We start from the raw sequence: 15,738 nt of genomic DNA on the forward strand, positions 1-15,738 counted from the left end.
GGCGAGGTGGAGGGGGTCGGGAATGCGGCGGGGAGGGATCGGTCGTTCGATAGAACATGGAGATTTCCGACCAACTGCGCGAGTTCATCCGGACGACCTTCCTGCGAGGAGACAACCTCGAGTTGTCCGACACCACCCCGCTCATCACCTCGGGACTGTTGGATTCGACGGACGCGCTCGAGCTGCTCCTTTATATGGAGAGTGAGTTCGACATCACCGTGGGTGACGACGAAGCCGGACCGGAGAACCTGGACACGCTCGAGCGCATCACGGCCTTCATCGAGGCGAAGCGCGCGGCGGGCGGAGGCAGGCAAGAGACACGGGAGGGAAGCGAGCCCCTCGCACGCTGACACGTTGCCCTCCGGGCGGAGGAGCGTGCGGAGGGCACACGTGTGCATTCTTCGGAAAGGATCGGAGAAGATTTCCCGTTGTGCGGGGCATGGACGATCCCTCCCTCCCCTTCAAACACGCCATCGGTCATGGTGAGTCCTGGTCCCACCGAAATGAATTGGCCGCGCCCGTGATGGAGTGGGTCGAGCGAAGTGATGCCTTCCTACAGGCGGACGTGTGGTTGCACGACATCTTCGTCCGGCTTCAACGGGGCAATGTCGAGGCGAACATGTCGGCGCTGTACCAGGGGCTCCACCTGTTGCGCCGCAAGTGCGACCGGGAGGAGTGGCACGTGTTCTGTCTCGAGTCCACGCGTGCCCACCCGCTGCGTGAGCTGCTACACCTGTGCCCCTACTCGCGCCACAGCTATGAGCGCCCGAGGGGCTACGCGGGTGACGCGGATCTCATCGACTACGTCTACTCCCAGCGCAAGACCGAGGATCCTCCCATCGGTCAATCCATCTACCGCTTCCTGTATCAGCAGACGGGGCCCCAGTGTGTGCGGGAGCGGCGGATGATCCTCGCGCGGGAGATCGACACCATCGCCGAGCGGGTGCACCAGCCCCGGGTGCTCTCCATCGCCTGTGGACACCTGCGCGAGGCCGAGCAGTCGCGCGCCGTGGCCGAGCGCCGCGTGGGGCAGTTCCTCGCGATGGACCAGGACACGTCGAGCCTGGAAGAGGTGGCGCGCCAGCACCCGGGAGGCATCGTGCGTCCCGTCTGTGACAACGTGCGCTCCATCGTCCTGGGCCGCAGCGTCTTCGAGCCGCAGGATCTCGTCTACTCGGCGGGCCTGTACGACTACCTGTCGCAGAACGTGGCCCAGCGCCTCACCCGGCGGCTCTTCGAGATGTTGCGCCCGGGCGGCCGGCTGGTGATCGCCAACTTCGCCCTGAGCACTCCGGACGCCGGCTACCTGGAGGCCTTCATGGACTGGTGGCTCGTCTACCGGGACGAGGAGCAGATGCGCGACCTGGCGGCGGAGATCGACCCCGCGCACATCTCCCACATGAACCTGTTCCGCGACAGCGTGGGCCACGTCATCTATCTGGAGTTGGAGCGGCGCTGACGGGGCTCCAGGCCCTGGTTGCCTGACACGTTATCGAGGGGATGACATGTCAGCCCTGCGGGCTGACATGTCATCCCCGTGGAGGCCGGGTCCCGAGAAGGGTGCCGGGGCGGGCCCTTTCGTCTCTCGTGAGACGTTGTGGAGGGGGTCCGCCGAGCGCGGGTATGGTGTTTGCTAGGCCTTGATTCCCAAGGACCACCCTCGTGTGGGGTCTGGTCCTGAGGGAATCAAAGATGACCATGTTCCGCTTCTCTTCGTCGCGTCCGCGTCGAAGAACACTCCTTGCCTTTGGCATGTGGATGGCGGCGCTGTACGCGCCGCTTGCCGCCGCGCAGCGTCCCGCACCTGCTCCAGCATCCACTTCCACCCTTCCCACCGTCCCCACGCCGCTGCCGAGCGCTCTCAACAATGGCAGCCCGCAGGAAGCGTCCAAGTACTACAAGGAACTCTCCGGGAAGTTGGGGCTGCTCACGCCCACGACGATCGAGGCGCAGGCCAATGTGAAGGTGCTGCTGAACTACCTCGGGTATCAGGAGTTCTCCCCCGAGGATATCGAGTTCGCGACGCCTGAATCGTTGATGGCGCCGGCACCGGGCAAACCGGGCACCGGCGCGCCAGTCCTGCGCATCGGGAGCAAGGTGTCGCTCCAGTCGGACACGGGCTCGTTCTTCGCCCGTTGCAGGAACTGCCAGAGCAGCGTGAACAACGGTGCTCCGGACTCGATCACCACCCACATCACCAGTCCGAACCCCGTGCCCTTCATCGTGTTCGAGGTGGTCGACGCGGGCCAGGGCAAGATCGCCCTCAAGGCGGACACGGGCCAGTTCGTGGCCCGGTGCCTGAACTGCATCATCGGGGGACGCTTCCCGGACTTCGTGACGGTCCATGCCATCGGTCCGATTCCCCCGCCGTTCGCCCAGTTCACCCCGGAAGTGCTGCCCAACGGCAAGATCGCCCTCAAGGCGGACACGGGCAAGTACGTGAACCGGTGCAGGGGGTGCTCCTCCGCCACCGCCTCGGACACGGTCACCATCAACGTCACGGATCCCCTGAAGGACACCTCGGCCCAGTGGACCGTCGTCACGCGCGCTCCCGGCCCCACTCCCGCTCCCGCGCCGCGCCCGGGAGAAATCCTCGTCTCCCGCTTCTTCGCGCCCAAGATCGTCAATTTCGCCGTCTCCGCCGAGAAACGGCAGACGGGCTGGCGCCGGTTGGTGCGCATCAACTCCCGTCCCGGTTCCGAGGCGAACAAGCACTTCGTGGAGAGCGCCTGGATCCTCTTCAATCACTTCACCGGTCCCGACATCCACAGCCCCTTTGGCGGCAGCAACGTCCCCACCCTGGAGGTGAAGCCCTCGCCCTGGGGCAATGTGACGGTTTCCACGCCGCCGTCGAAGAAGAACAGCTCCGTCAACACGCAGGTGGCGCTCGTCACCCGCTGTCCGGAGTCCACGCCCCAATGCCAGGGGGCGGCGCTGAACAGCATCTACTGGCTGGATTTCGGCCCGTCGGAGAAGGGCTACAAGCTGTCCTACCAGCTCGACGCCTTCTTCGACGCCGGTTCCCTGCCCGGGGACAAGCAGCAGGCGCCCTACTTCGTCCCCAACGGGTGTGACACCTGCCATGGCTCCCTGCGTGGCAACGCCGTGCTCAACCACCTGGACACGGACCACTGGATGGACCGTCTCGCGGATGGGGACTTTCCCGCCCTGGCCAGGCCCGAGGCTCCCGCCGTGCTCTTCGACGCGGGCAAGGACATCAAGTCTCCCCAGTACGCCGCGGCCTTCGACGTGCTGCGCCGGCTGAACCAGGAGATCGCGACCATGCAGCAGCGCACCAACCCCGCGGGCTTCCATCTCGCCGCCACCCGGAAGTGGTTGGAGATGCACCAGACCGCGGTGGCGCCGGAGCTGGACCTGGTCAAGCGCTCCGTCAACTTCTTCAATACCGGCCACCCGCTCAAGAAGGACCGCAAGCCCTCCAGCGCCCCCCTGAACTGGACGGCGAGCGCCGAGGACCGGGAGCTGATCGGCCTGATGAACAAGTATTGCTACCGCTGCCACGGCGCCGTCCGCTTCGACGTCTTCAGCAAGGACATGGTCGCCGACGAGAGCAGCCCCATCCTCGACCGGCTCGATCCCAATCCCACGCAGCAGAAGATCCTCGGCTTCAAGATGCCCGTGGATCGCGACATGGATCCCAAAGACAAGCAGCGCCTGATGGAACTCATCGAGAAGCTGTACGACGAAACCCATTGAACACGAAGGAACACGCCATGACCCGATTCTTCAGAATCCATCCCGCCGTGGGCGTCGCCCGCGTGGGCAATTCCCCGGAGGAGTTCTTCGTCGGCCCCGAGCGGCCCGGAGAGCCCGCCAACTTCGATCTCGCCCAGAAGAAGTTCCGGCCCTTCAAGGACAGCCAGGGCCGCATCAAGCGGCAGGCGGCCCGCTTCCGCGTCTTCGAGTACGAGCTGAAGGGCGGCAGCATCGTTCCCCTGCGCGAGGTGACCGCGGGCGGCAACGGCGTCGTCGGCATCAAGTGGAAGGTGCACCTGGCCAATCGCAAGGCGGCCTTCTTCACGTTCGACGGACAGGACGGGGTGGACGGCATCTGGAAGGGACCCGAGCCGGAGGCGGGCAAGCCGCGGGTCAACCTGCGCAATGCCCACGTGCGGGGCGCGGCCGAGCGGGAGCGGTTGCTCGTCATCGATCCCGGCCTCAAGTCCATCTCCGGCCGTAGCCAGGCACCCGTGGCCTTCACCAACACCAAGAGCCACATCCCCATCGCCACCCTGGGCGAGCTGCGCACGGATGAGAATGGCCACCTGCTCGTGCTCGGTGGACTCGGGCAGTCCAACAAGCTCCCCCAGGGCAAGCTCATCGACAACTATGTGAACAACGATCACTGGTTCGATGACATGTCGGATGGGCCCGTGAGCGCCGAGGTGACCTACACGGAGGGCGGCAAGGCCCAGACGGTGACGCTGGAGGGCTCCACCGGCGCCTGGGTGCTGGTGGGGCCGCCGGACTTCGCGCCCTCGGTGGGCAACGTCGTCCGCCTGCTCGACACCATGTGGGACGTGGCGGTGCGCTCCCCCTCGGTGGAGCTGTTCGACACCGATGGCCTCTTCGACCAGGGGCTATTGGCCCGGCTCAAGAAGCAGCGCAAGGACTGGAATGAGCAGACACAGTCCTTCCAGACCTACCGCCCCTCCTTCCGGCAGGAGATCTTCCCCATCCTCGAGCGCGCCCTGGGGCACCGGCACGTGCACAACCCCGAGGCCTCCAAGGCCTACCACGGGACGTTCGCGGGCGCGGAGGTGGATATGGGGACGGTGGCGTCCTCCAAGGGCAAGCGTCTGCGCAAGACCATCTTCAACTACATGCGCGACCCCTCCAACGACAACAGCGAACCCCTGCTGATGCCCAAGGGGTTGGGCGACAACTATTCGGACACCGAGGGTCCCCGGCCGGGCTACTTCACGACCCTCACGCGCGTGCAGTACGCGCTGCTCAAGCGCTGGTCCGAGGGGGAGTTCGAGGAGGACTGGAACGAGGCGGCGGCCCGGGCCATCGATCCGGCCATCACCGCCGAGGGTCTGGACAGGGCCTCGCTGGAGAACAGCGTGGGAGGCCCCTTCTTCCCCGGCATCGATTGCAGCTGGATGGTGCGTCAGCCCGAGCTGTATGCGTCTCCCTTCCGGATCAAACACACGGGCGTGGCGTTCCCCAACACGGCGAAGTTGCCCATTGGCCCGGGGTTCTTCTCCCAGCAGATGGCGCTGCCCTGGCAGGCGGACTTCTACCAGTGCAAGAAGCAGTTCTTCCCCCAGCCGCATGTCCAGTACCAGGGGGAGGGCATGTATCACATGTGGTGGTCCGCCCACCGTCCGGATGACGTCTACGAGAAGAAGGGCGACTTCCAGATGGTTCCCTGGACGCGCAAGTTGGAGGCGGTGGCCGCGGTCGAGGCACAGAAGCCGGAGTTCACGAACATCGCCACCGAGGACGTCCCCGCCATCGATCTGACCATGTACATCCAGATGCAGCAGAACTGGCCGCAGCTGGGCTTCGTCATCAACGAGGGCGACAGCCACTTCGAGACCCAGGAGCGCAGCGCCGCCCCGACCGGCACTCCCCTGTACGGCGCCACCCGGATCAAGCTGAAGTCGTGGAAGACCGACTACCTGCACCGGCCCGACGCGGCTCAAGGGGTCACCACCTGGGGCGAGGGTATCGGCTCGGAGTGGAACGTCGAATGGGTGAGCAACAACAAGCTCAAGCTGAAGTCGTGGAAGGGCGACTACCTGCTGCGGGCCGACACGCCGCAAGGGGTGACGACCGGGGGCCCGGGTGTCAGTGCCGAGTGGCTCATCGAGGCCGCCAACGGCAAGTTCATGTTGAAGTCCTCCAAGGGCGATTGCCTGCACCGGCCCGACTCGGCTCAAGGGGTCACCACCTGGGGCGAGGGCATCGGCAACCTCTGGCAGGTCGAAGTGCTGTAGTCGACCGGACCCCCTACACGGCCCCCCTCATGAGCACTCCTCTCTCTTCCAGCTCCATGGACCCGATGGACACCCCTGACTTCGAGGCCCGGCCCCCCCGCGTCTCCTCCCATGACGTCGTGGTGGTGGGGGGCGGCGTGGCGGGCCTGAGTGCCGCGCTGACCCTGGTGAGGGCGGGCCTGTCCGCGTGCGTGCTGGAGCGCACGGACTACTCCCCATGGCGCCCCGGGGAAACCCTCTCCCCGGTGGCGTACGCCGAACTCCAGCAATTGCTGGCACCCGAGCCCCTGGCGTTGGAGACCGAGGGCTTCCTCGTCTCCCACGGCCTGGAGGCCACCTGGGGCTCGGAGCAGCCCCACCACCACTCCTTCCTCACCAACCCCTACGGGAGCGGCTGGCATGTGGAACGACGGCACCTGGATGCGCTGCTGGCCCGCCACGTCCAGGCGCACCAGGTGCCGATGTGGCGGCAGTCCTGTGTCACCCACCTGGAGCGGCGGGAGCGCGGGTGGCGGGTGCGGGCGCGCACTCCCGAGGGCCCCCTGGAACTGCGCTGCTCGGCCCTGGTGGATGCGACCGGGCGCTCGGCCCAGGTGGCGCGGCACTGTGGGGTGCGGCGGCTCGACTGGGATGAGCTGTGCAGCGTCTCGGCGATCCTGGACAGGCCGCCGGGCCACCAGGAGCGGCAACTGGTGGTGGAGGCCACGCCCCTGGGCTGGTGGTACGCCGCGCCGCTGCCCCAGGGACGTCTCATCCTCACCCTGATGAGCGACGTGGATGTGCTCGAGCGCCACGGGGCCTTGAAGCCGGCGGGATGGAGCGCGCTCTTCTCCTCCACCCGGCAGCTGTCCGGCAGGCTGGGGCCGCTGCCGGCGGTGGCGCGGTTGCAGGTGCGCCGCTGCGAGACGAGCCGCCTGGAGCACGCGGCGGGTGCGGACTGGGCGGCGGTGGGGGATGCCGCGGCGATGTGGGATCCCCTCTCCTCGAGCGGCATCCTCAAGGGGCTGCGCACCGGGCGCGAGGCGGCGCGGGCCCTGGTGGCCGCGCTGGGCGGAGACGGTGGCGCGCTGAAGGACTATGACCGGCGGCGGGCCGAGGAATTCACCCACTACCTGTTCGCGCGCCAGGCGCACTATGCCCAGGAGCGGCGCTGGGCGGGCGAGGACTTCTGGCGGCGCCGGCTGGGCACGTCCGTGGCGGCATGACCGGGCTCACTTCCCGGGCGGTGGAGCGCCATTGAGGGCGCGGGGTTTCGGGCCCTCGAGCGGCAGCAGCACGGTGAAGGTGGCGCCCTGCCCGGGCGTGCTGCGCACCTCGACGCGGCCGCCGAGCGCCTGGATGATTTCCCGGACGATCCACAGGCCGATGCCGAAGCCGCCATAGTGGCGCACGGACACCGCGCGCTCGAAGCGCTCGAAGATGCGCTCGGTGTCCTCCGGGGCGATGCCGATGCCCTCGTCACGCACCTCGAGCCGCGCGTGGGTGGCGTCCCCCTCCAAGGTGATGTCGATGGGCCGCCCCGCGCCGTATTTCATCGCGTTGGTGAGCAGGTTGAGCACCACCTGCTCCAGGCGCATGGCGTCCCAATGGCCCATCACCTCGGGGGCCAGGTGCAGCCGCAGCTCGCACTCGGCGCGCGCCAGGCCGTCACGCGAGCGCTCCACCACGCTGTGCACCACCTTCACCAGGTCCACCGGCTCCAGGTCTCCGAGCAGGTTGCCCTGGGCGATGCGCGAGATGTCCAGCAGCTCGTTCACCAGCTTGCCCATGCGCTGCGTCTGGAGGTTGGCCGACTCGAGCTTGGTGGCCAGCCGCTCGGGAGGCATGGCGCGGGCGCCCGGGCGCAACTGCGACATCAACCCCTGCAGGTGGAGCTGGAGCGAGGTGAGGGGCGTCTTGAGTTCGTGCGCGGCGATGGAGAGGAAGTCGTCCCGGCGCCGCACCGCCTCCTGCTCCTCGCGGTAGAGCCGGCCCTGCTCCTCGCTCAGCGCCGCCATGCGCTCGAAGCCCTCGGCGTTCTCCAGGGCGGTGCCCGCCAGGATGCAGACGAAGGAGGCCAGCCGCTCCTCGTCCTCGCCGAACAGCTCGCCCACCTGACGGTGGCTCGCGCACACGCACGCCACCGTCTTGCCGCGCACCTGGATGGGCGCGCACAAGAGCGAGCGCACCCCGAGCATCTCCATGCTCTCGCTCACCCCGCCGGGCATGCCCTGGCCCATGATGGCCGGGCGTCCCGTCTCCAGCGTGCGGTGCAGGGCCGTGCGCGCCACGCCCGCGGAGGCCAGCTCCTCCTCGGGCAGGAGCGTCCTCGGCTCGAACACCACGCAGTGCTCCGCGCGCAACAGCTCCTGCATGGACTGGCGCACGGCGTCGAACACCGCCTCGCCCGTGAGCGCGGAGGCGATGCGCCGCCCCGCCTCGAGCACGCGCGGGAAGCGGTCCACGAGCGACAGCGTCTCCAGGCGCTCCGGCCCCTTGTCGAGCGCGGAAGGCCCCGACGTGCCCAGCCCCTGCTCCATCTCCTGCAACTCGCGCCGGGCCGTCTCCAGGTCCTCCGCCGCCCCGGGCCAGCCGAGCTCCTGGCCCACCTGGCCGCGCGCGAGCCGGGTCTGGGCGGCCTCGTGGCGCATCTTCAGGGACTCGGCCACGCGCAGGCTGTCGTCGAGCCACCTGCGGGCACGGCGGGGGTGTCCCTCCATGGCATGCAGCAGGCCGCGCTCGCGCAGCAGGTGGGCGAGGTTGTTGCGGAAGGCCTCCGCCGAGGAGCGGGAGTGCTTCTCCACCAGCCACGCCCGCTTGAGCAGCGCCGCGCGGCGGTGGGGCGCGAGCGGTGACACCCGCGAGGCCAGGAGGCGCAGCGCGGTGATGAACCAGGGGCCCACGGGCGTCACGTACTCGTTGCGCAGCTTCGCCTTCTCCACCATCCGGTGGGCCGTCTCCAGCGTGGCCACCGCGCCCTCCAGGTCCTCCTCGCGCATGCGCCGCAGGGCCTCCACCTGGAGCAGCCCCGTGTGCGTCTGCGTGTCGAGCCCCGCGTCGGCGAGCCCCTCGTCCAGCAGGCCCTTGGCGATGCGGCCGACGGCGGCCTTGCCCCACACCTCCAGGCTCAGGCGCACGGCGTACCGGTCGCCGATGGCGAGCGCGGAGGCGTGCAGTTGTTGGCTGGACTCCTCCGCCTCGCGCAGCCGGCCCAGGCGGTAGAGCGACATGGCCAGGTGGTAGTGGGCGTTGTGCATCTCCCACTTGTCTCCGGTGCGAGCGAGCAGCCGCATCCCCTCGCGCGCCTTCTCGATGCTCTCCTCGAAGCGGCCGGAGACGTAGAGCGCGAGCGAGTAGAAGTGCAGCGTCTGGCCCTGGCCCCACGTGTCGCCCCACTGCCGGCGCATGGCCAGCGACTTCTCCAGGTAGGCGATGGCCCGGGAGAACCAGGGCACCTGGGTCATCACCGGCGAGTGTGTGGAGTAGGCCTGGGCCAGCTCCGGCGTGGGCGGATAGCGCTCGGCGGTGTTCACCTCGCGCAGGTGGGCCCAGAAGGTGGGCACCGGGCCGCGCTTGTACCAATAGCCATACGTCAGCCGGTTGTAGAAGTGCACCGCGAGGAGATCCTCCTCGGCGTGCTCCAGCGAGCGGCGCGCGAGCCGATGGGGCATCATCGTATGGCCCGCCTGGATGAGCAGCTCCCAGGCGGCGCGCAGGCCATAGGTGATGTCATGGCCGGGCACCCAGCGCCGCAAGAGGGCGAGTCCCTGCTCGTTGGCGGCGTTGCTCTCCTCCATGTTGCCGCGCTTGAACTCGAGCTCCCCGAGTTTGGAGGAGATGCGCGCCTGCTCCAGGGGGTTGTGGGCCAGCTTCTGGGCGAGCTCGAACTGGGGCTGGGCGTCGTCGTAGCGGCCGAGCAGCATGAGCACGTCGCCGAGGCCGGTGGCGATGCGGAAGCGGGTGCTCGCATCGGCCTGGGCCGCGCCGCGCTCGGCGATGCGGTAGTTGAGCTCCGCGGTGCCCAGGGCGAACTGGGTGCGGGCGCGCTCCGCGGCGACGATGGCGTGGGGGAGCGCCTGGGCGTGCTCGCCCGCGGCGTCGAAGTGGTAGGCCAGCTCGAAGGAGTCCGCCTTGTCGCGGGCGGCGAAGGTGCGCGCCGCCAGGCGGTGCAGCTCCCGGCGCTCGTCCGGCGCGAGCATGCCCAGCAGCGCCTCGCGCAGCTTGTCGTGGACGAAGGTGTAGTGGCCCTCCTGTCCCGCCCACAGCATGTGGCGGTGCTGGGGCTCCACGAGCGCCGCCACCACCTGCTCCTGCGGGGTGCCCGAGAGCGCGGCCACATGCTCCAAGGCGAAGCTCTTGCCCAGCACCGCCCCCACGGACAGCAGGTGCAGGGACTCGGCGGGCAGCAGCTTGAGCCGGCGCACGAGGAAGGACGCGGCCTGCCGCGAGGAGCGCACGTGCGCCATGGCCGCCGGGTGCACCTTCCAGCCGCGCTCGCCGGGCACCAGCGCCCCGTCCTCCACCAGCCCGTGCATCACCGCCGAGGCCATGAAGGGATTGCCCTCGGACAGGCGCACCACCAGCTCCATGGCCTCGCGGGGCAGGGGGCCCGCCATGGACTCCAGCAGGCGGGTGAGATCCTCGGGGCCGAAGGCCGCCAGCCGCAGGTGCGCGTCCGGGCGGAGCCGACGCAGCGGATGCTCGGCGCCCACTTCCTCGCTGCGATAGGCGATGACGAGCAGCACATGGCCCGGCCCGTCCTGGAGCGGTCCCCGCTGGAAGCCCTCCAGGGCCTTGAGCGTCGGCTCATCGGCCCACTGGCAGTCGTCGAGCAGCACCATGGCGGGCTCGGCCTCGCTGCCCAGCGCCCCGAGCAGGGCCGAGAGGGCGGCGATGCCGCGGCTGGCGCCGAGCGACTCGGGCCCGAGGTTCTGCTGCTCCGGACGCAGGATGGGCGTGAGCTGCGGCAGCACCGTGCACACCGCCACCGCCTGCTCCTTGAGCCGCTCGCGCAACCGCTCGCCCAGCTCGGGCCGCTCCTGGGCCATCTGGGTGATGCCCGCGGCCACGTCGGTGAAGAGCTGGAAGGGGCGTTGCGCGGCCTGGGCCACGGCCTGTCCCTTGAGCAGCGAGGCGCGGTGGCGCGGGGCGCGCGAGGCGAACTCCTCCAGGAGCCGGCTCTTGCCCCCGCCGCTCTCGGCCTCCACCACCACCAGGCGTCCGGGCTCCGAGCGCGCGCGCTCCAGCTCGCGCTCCATCTGCACCAGCTCCTCGTGGCGGCCCACGAAGGACGGCTCGGTGAGGCTGTGGCGCATGTCGTGCGCGCCCGCCACCAGCTCCGGATCCTGATCGCCCTGGGCCAGGGCCACCGCGATGGCGCGCAGGTCCTCGCGCGCGGACTCGGCGGACTGGTAGCGATCCTGGGGGTCGGTCTGCAGCAGCCGGGCGACGACTTCCTCCAGGGCGCGGGGGACCTCGACGCCGGTGGCGCGCAGGCGCGGGCGCGAGGTGAGGTGTTGACGCAACACCTCGCCCACCGAGGTGCCGTCGAACGCCGGATGGCCCGCGAGCGCCTCGAAGAGGACGGCGCCCAGCGCGTACAGGTCCGAGGTGGCCTCCACCGGGCGGTTGAGCAGTCCCGCCTGTTCGGGCGAGAGGTAGCGCGCGGTGCCCACCGGCAGATCCCTCAGGGACGGGTCCAGGCGCTCGCTGCGCGCCAGTCCGAAGTCCACCAGGGTGACGTGGGTGACGTTGGGAAAACCGTCGACGATGATGTTGGAGGGTTTGACGTCCCGGTGGATGACGCCTTGTGCGTGGGCCTCGGCGAGCGCGGACAGCACCCCCTGGCCCAGCGTGAGCGCCTCGGAGACGGACAGCGTACCGCTGGTCAGCCGCTCCTGGAGCGACCGGCCGGGCACGAAGGGCGTCACGAGGAAGAGCAGCTCCCCGCCGGTGCCGAAGTGCAGCAGGGGCACCAGATGGGGGTTGTGCAGTGAGCCGAGGACCCGGGCCTCGTGCTCCAGACGCTGACGGGCCGTGGGCACGAGGGAGTGGGCGGAGGTCGTCTTGATGACGAGTCGGGCACCGGTATGCAGGTCGGTCCCCAACCACGTGACGATGCCCCGGCCCTGCTTGATGCGCTGGGTCAATTCGAAGCGGTTACCCAGCCTGCGGCCCGCGTGCACGCCTTCCCGTGAGGGTCCCACCTGTTCGTAGCCCTCCGACATGAAAGCCCCTCCCCTCGGGTCGCACCACCAGGACGTGATGGGGTCGGCACGTCCACCGACAAGCTTGGGACCGTGTGGTGCGGTGCCAAGGGGGACGGTGTGGTGCCGTTTGCCAAAAGGTAGGGTTCATCAGATGCGCCGGCTTCCCTGCTCGCGCATCCGCTCGAATAAGAAGGCCGAGGCCCGTTGTGCCGCCTGTGGGGCGGGCGGACGGGCTCGCGGTGCCCGGCTCACGTCTGGGGGGCGGTCTGCTGCCCGAGCGAGCGGGCGAGTTCCGTGCGCGCGGTGGCCAGGTTGTAGGCGGCCTGGACGCGCTGGACGGCGGCGTTGGTGGCGGAGAGCTGGGCGTCGGACAGCTCGATGATGTTGCCGACGCCCGCGCGGTAGCGGCCCTCGGCCAGCCGCAGCCGCTCGCGGGCATTGAGCAGGGCCTCGTCCGCGGCGGTGACGCTCTCCTTGGCGGCGTGCACGGAGAGCTGGGCGCGCTCCACCTCCAGCCGCACCTGTTGCCGCAGTGCATCGCGCTGGGCCTGGACGCCGCTGATGTTGGCCCGCTGCTCGCGCATCTGGGCGAGCGTGAGGCCGCCCTGGAAGAGGGGCCAGCTCAGGCCCACCTGTCCGGTGACGCCCCACTGCAGCTCGGCCGGGGTGGGCCCCGACTCGTTGGCCGACACGGAGACGTTGATGCTCGGGAAGAAGTTGCCCCGGGTGGCCGACAGCTGCTGCTCCTGGGCGAGCAACTGGTGCTCGGTGGCGGCCAGGTCCGCGCGGTTCTGGAATGCCAGGTCCACCAGGGTGTCCATGGGTTCGTCCTCGCCCCGCACGAGTCCGACGACTTCCTCCCGCACGGCGTAGTCGGTGGGGCCCTCCACGCCCATGGCCTGGTTGAGCTGGGCCTTGAGGGTGGCGGAGTTGTTGCGCGCCTGGATGAGCTGGAGCCGGGCGTTGGCCACGAGGGTGCGCTGCTGGACGAGATCGATCTCCGGCCGGGTGCCGACCTGCACCTGGGCCTGGACCTGGTCCAGGTGCGCCTGTTGGTTGCGCAGCGTCTCCTCCGCCACCTGCACGAGCACCTGCTGGGCGAGCGCGTTGAAGTAGACGGTCTGCACGTTGGCCAGCACGTCGCTCTGGGTCTGCTGCTCGTTGCTCTTCTGGGCGGCGGCGGACTCCTGGGCGGCGCGCCAGCGGCCCGTGGTGCGGCCGAAGTCCCAGACGAGCTGGTTGACGCTGGCGCCCACGTTGAAGCCCTCGCGGCGGATGATGCCGGAGGTGGGGTCCGCGGTGCCGAAGTTCGTGTTGCTGGAGAAGGAGCGCTGGTAGGAGGCGCTGGCGTTCACCTGGGGCAGGAGCGAGGAGAAGTTCTGATCCACGCGGGCGTTGGCCGCGGTGGTGCTGGCCTGGGCCTGGCGCAGCTGGGGCTGGCGCTCCTGGGCGGTGCGCAGCGCCTCGGCCAGGGTGAGCACGCGCTGTTGCGGCTGGGCCGGCGCCGGTTGCTGCTGCTGGGGTTGCCGTTGCGGCGGCTCCTGGGCGAGCGCCGGGGTGGCGGCGAGCAGGAGGGCGGTCATCGGGAGGAAGGAACGCATTACTCGTACCTCAAGGCATCGATAGGGTCGAGCCGGCTCGCCTTGCGCGCCGGGTAGAGGCCAAAGCCCACGCCGATCAGCGCACTGAAGCCGAGCGCGAGCAGGATGACGTCGGGCCGCACCAGCAGGGGCCACTGGAACTGGGACGCGAGGAAGCGGGCCACGCCCAGGCCCACCGCGGCGCCGAGCAATCCTCCGAGCAGCGACAGCGTCAGCGCCTCGATGAGGAACTGCAGGAGGATGTCCCGGGGACGCGCGCCCACCGCCACGCGCACGCCAATCTCCCGGGTGCGCTCGGTGACGCTCACCAGCATGATGTTCATGATGCCGATGCCCCCCACCACCAGGGACACGGCGGCGATGGAGGCGAGCAGCAGGCTGAGCGTCTCGGTGCTCTGCTGGCGGCTGCTGGCGATCTCCGACAGGTCGCGCACGTCGAAGTCGTTGGGGTCCTCGTCGGAGGTGATGCGGTGGCGCTCGCGCAGGAGCGCGGTGAGCTCCTTCTGGGCCCGGGCGGTGCCAGCGCTCGCGTCGGCCTGCACGTAGAGCACGCCAGTGATGTAGCGGGCGAGGCTCTGCGATTGGATCTGCCGCTGGAAGGTGGTGGCGGGCACGAGGATGCTGTCGTCGTAGTCCTGCCCCATGGGTGACTGGCCCTTGCGCGCCGTCATGCCCACGATGGTGAAGGGGGTCTTCTTGATGCGGATGACCTGACCCACCGGATTGATGCCCGGGCCATAGAGCTTCTCCACCACCGTCTGGCCGATGACGGCCACCTTGGCGCCCGCCTCCACGTCGGCCTCGTTGAGCTTGCGGCCCTGGGCCATGCTCCACCCGCGCACGTCGAAGAAGTCGGGCGTGGTGCCCGTGACGCTCGTGGTCCAGTTCTGGTCCTCGCTGAAGACCTGGGCGCTCGTGCGCATCTCGGGCGCGGCGGCGCGCACGCTCGGCAGCTGGGTGCGGATGGCCTCCAGGTCCTCCCAGGTGATGGTGGGCTGGGTGCCGGAGCCGCCCCGCGCGCCTCCGGTGTTGCTGGAGCCGGGCATGACGATGAGCAGGTTGGTGCCCATGGCGTCGAACACCTTCTGCACGTTGGCGCGGGCGCCATCGCCAATGGCCACCATGGCGATGACGGCGCCCACGCCGATGATGATGCCCAGCGCGGTGAGGAACGAGCGCATCTTGCTGCGCAAGAGCGAGCGCACCGCGAGCATCAGGGTCTCGAGGATGTTCATGAAGCGGCCTCCTCCACGGGGGGCACGTGCGCGGCCACCGGCGTCTGCCGTTGGTCCGAGCGGATGAGGCCGTCGCGTACCACCACCACGCGTCCGGCGTAGCCGGCGATGTCCGGCTCGTGCGTCACCAGCACGAGCGTCATGCCTTCCTGTTGCAGCTCCTGGAAGAGCGCCATCACCTCGATGCTGGTGCGCGAGTCCAGGTTGCCCGTGGGCTCGTCGGCGAGGATGACGCGCGGCCGGCTCACCAGGGCCCGGGCGATCGCCACGCGCTGCTGCTGACCGCCGGACAGCTGACGGGGGTGGTGGTCCAGGCGCGCGCCCAGGCCCACGCGCTCGAGCGCCTCGCGCGCCCGCCGGTGCCGCTCGCGCGCGGGCACCCCGGCGTAGAGCAGGGGCAGCTCCACGTTCTCCAGGGCGCTCGTGCGCGCCAGCAGGTTGAAGCTCTGGAAGACGAAGCCCAGGGTGCGGTTGCGCACGAGCGCCAGGTCATTGCGGTCCAGGCGCGCCACGTCCTGGCCCTCGAGCAGGTACTCGCCCTCGGTGGGCCGGTCCAGGCAGCCCAGGATGTTCATCAGCGTGGACTTGCCCGAGCCGCTCGAGCCCATGATGGCCACGAAGTCGCCGTGGTTCACCGTGAAGTCCACGTGCTTGAGCGCCGCCACCTCCACGTCGCCCGTGCGGTAGATCTTCTTCACGCCCCGGAGCGCGATGAGAGGTTGTTGTTCTGGGTTGCCGTTCATGGTCG

The 15,738-nt window shown here is 69.4% G+C and carries 9 protein-coding genes; 5 read left to right on the plus strand and 4 right to left on the minus strand.

Annotated elements, in window-relative coordinates; genetic code table 11:
• Positions 1-56: 56 nt before the first annotated feature.
• From D187_RS21900 to D187_RS21920, 5 genes are all read left to right on the plus strand, one after another.
• Positions 57-350: an acyl carrier protein gene (locus D187_RS21900; RefSeq protein ID WP_002622775.1), complete on the plus strand. Its 294-nt coding sequence runs from the start codon at positions 57-59 to the stop codon at positions 348-350.
• A 173-nt stretch (positions 351-523) separates the two neighbouring features.
• Positions 524-1,459 (plus strand): class I SAM-dependent methyltransferase, encoded by a 936-nt coding sequence (locus tag D187_RS21905; RefSeq protein ID WP_438356961.1) that lies wholly within the window; start codon positions 524-526, stop codon positions 1,457-1,459.
• A gap of 299 nt (positions 1,460-1,758) precedes the next feature.
• Entirely contained in the window at positions 1,759-3,717 is a 1,959-nt protein-coding gene (locus tag D187_RS21910) for a fascin domain-containing protein (RefSeq protein ID WP_155893501.1), read from the plus strand.
• A gap of 17 nt (positions 3,718-3,734) precedes the next feature.
• A complete protein-coding gene (locus D187_RS56405; protein WP_162159671.1) occupies positions 3,735-5,966 on the plus strand; it encodes a LodA/GoxA family CTQ-dependent oxidase in 2,232 nt (743 codons plus the stop codon).
• Positions 5,967-5,995: 29 nt separating this feature from the next.
• Positions 5,996-7,171 carry an NAD(P)/FAD-dependent oxidoreductase gene (locus D187_RS21920; RefSeq protein ID WP_162159672.1) on the plus strand — a complete coding sequence of 392 codons (1,176 nt, stop codon included), beginning with the start codon at positions 5,996-5,998 and terminating at the stop codon, positions 7,169-7,171.
• A gap of 6 nt (positions 7,172-7,177) precedes the next feature.
• Here the strand turns inward: D187_RS21920 and D187_RS21925 are convergent, their stop codons facing one another.
• The 4 genes from D187_RS21925 to D187_RS21940 all read right to left on the minus strand — a co-directional run bounded on the left by D187_RS21925 (position 7,178) and on the right by D187_RS21940 (position 15,733).
• The gene (locus tag D187_RS21925; RefSeq protein ID WP_002622780.1) at positions 7,178-12,172 is read right to left on the minus strand and encodes a protein kinase domain-containing protein; all 4,995 of its coding nucleotides are present in this window, start codon (positions 12,170-12,172) and stop codon (positions 7,178-7,180) included.
• Between the two features lie 230 nt (positions 12,173-12,402).
• Positions 12,403-13,755: a TolC family protein gene (locus D187_RS21930; RefSeq protein ID WP_002622781.1), complete on the minus strand. Its 1,353-nt coding sequence runs from the start codon at positions 13,753-13,755 to the stop codon at positions 12,403-12,405.
• Positions 13,755-14,990 carry an ABC transporter permease gene (locus D187_RS21935; RefSeq protein WP_002622782.1) on the minus strand — a complete coding sequence of 412 codons (1,236 nt, stop codon included), beginning with the start codon at positions 14,988-14,990 and terminating at the stop codon, positions 13,755-13,757. Before D187_RS21935 ends, D187_RS21930 begins: the two co-directional genes overlap by 1 nt.
• Positions 14,987-15,733, minus strand: coding sequence for an ABC transporter ATP-binding protein (locus D187_RS21940; protein ID WP_002622783.1), 747 nt, complete (start codon positions 15,731-15,733; stop codon positions 14,987-14,989). Before D187_RS21940 ends, D187_RS21935 begins: the two co-directional genes overlap by 4 nt.
• Positions 15,734-15,738: the final 5 nt, after the last annotated feature.

This window comes from Cystobacter fuscus DSM 2262 (assembly GCF_000335475.2).
GTDB classification, from domain to species: Bacteria; Myxococcota; Myxococcia; order Myxococcales; family Myxococcaceae; genus Cystobacter; species Cystobacter fuscus.

Bases quoted from the DNA above. Each gene is read 5' to 3' on its own strand.
- D187_RS21930 (WP_002622781.1), bottom strand. From the start codon at position 13,755: ATGCGTTCCTTCCTCCCGATGACCGCCCTCCTGCTCGCCGCCACCCCG.
- D187_RS21900 (WP_002622775.1), top strand. From the start codon at position 57: ATGGAGATTTCCGACCAACTGCGCGAGTTCATCCGGACGACCTTCCTG.
- D187_RS21940 (WP_002622783.1), bottom strand. From the start codon at position 15,733: ATGAACGGCAACCCAGAACAACAACCTCTCATCGCGCTCCGGGGCGTG.
- D187_RS56405 (WP_162159671.1), top strand. From the start codon at position 3,735: ATGACCCGATTCTTCAGAATCCATCCCGCCGTGGGCGTCGCCCGCGTG.
- D187_RS21920 (WP_162159672.1), top strand. From the start codon at position 5,996: ATGAGCACTCCTCTCTCTTCCAGCTCCATGGACCCGATGGACACCCCT.
- D187_RS21910 (WP_155893501.1), top strand. From the start codon at position 1,759: ATGGCGGCGCTGTACGCGCCGCTTGCCGCCGCGCAGCGTCCCGCACCT.
- D187_RS21925 (WP_002622780.1), bottom strand. From the start codon at position 12,172: ATGTCGGAGGGCTACGAACAGGTGGGACCCTCACGGGAAGGCGTGCAC.
- D187_RS21935 (WP_002622782.1), bottom strand. From the start codon at position 14,990: ATGAACATCCTCGAGACCCTGATGCTCGCGGTGCGCTCGCTCTTGCGC.
- D187_RS21905 (WP_438356961.1), top strand. From the start codon at position 524: ATGGAGTGGGTCGAGCGAAGTGATGCCTTCCTACAGGCGGACGTGTGG.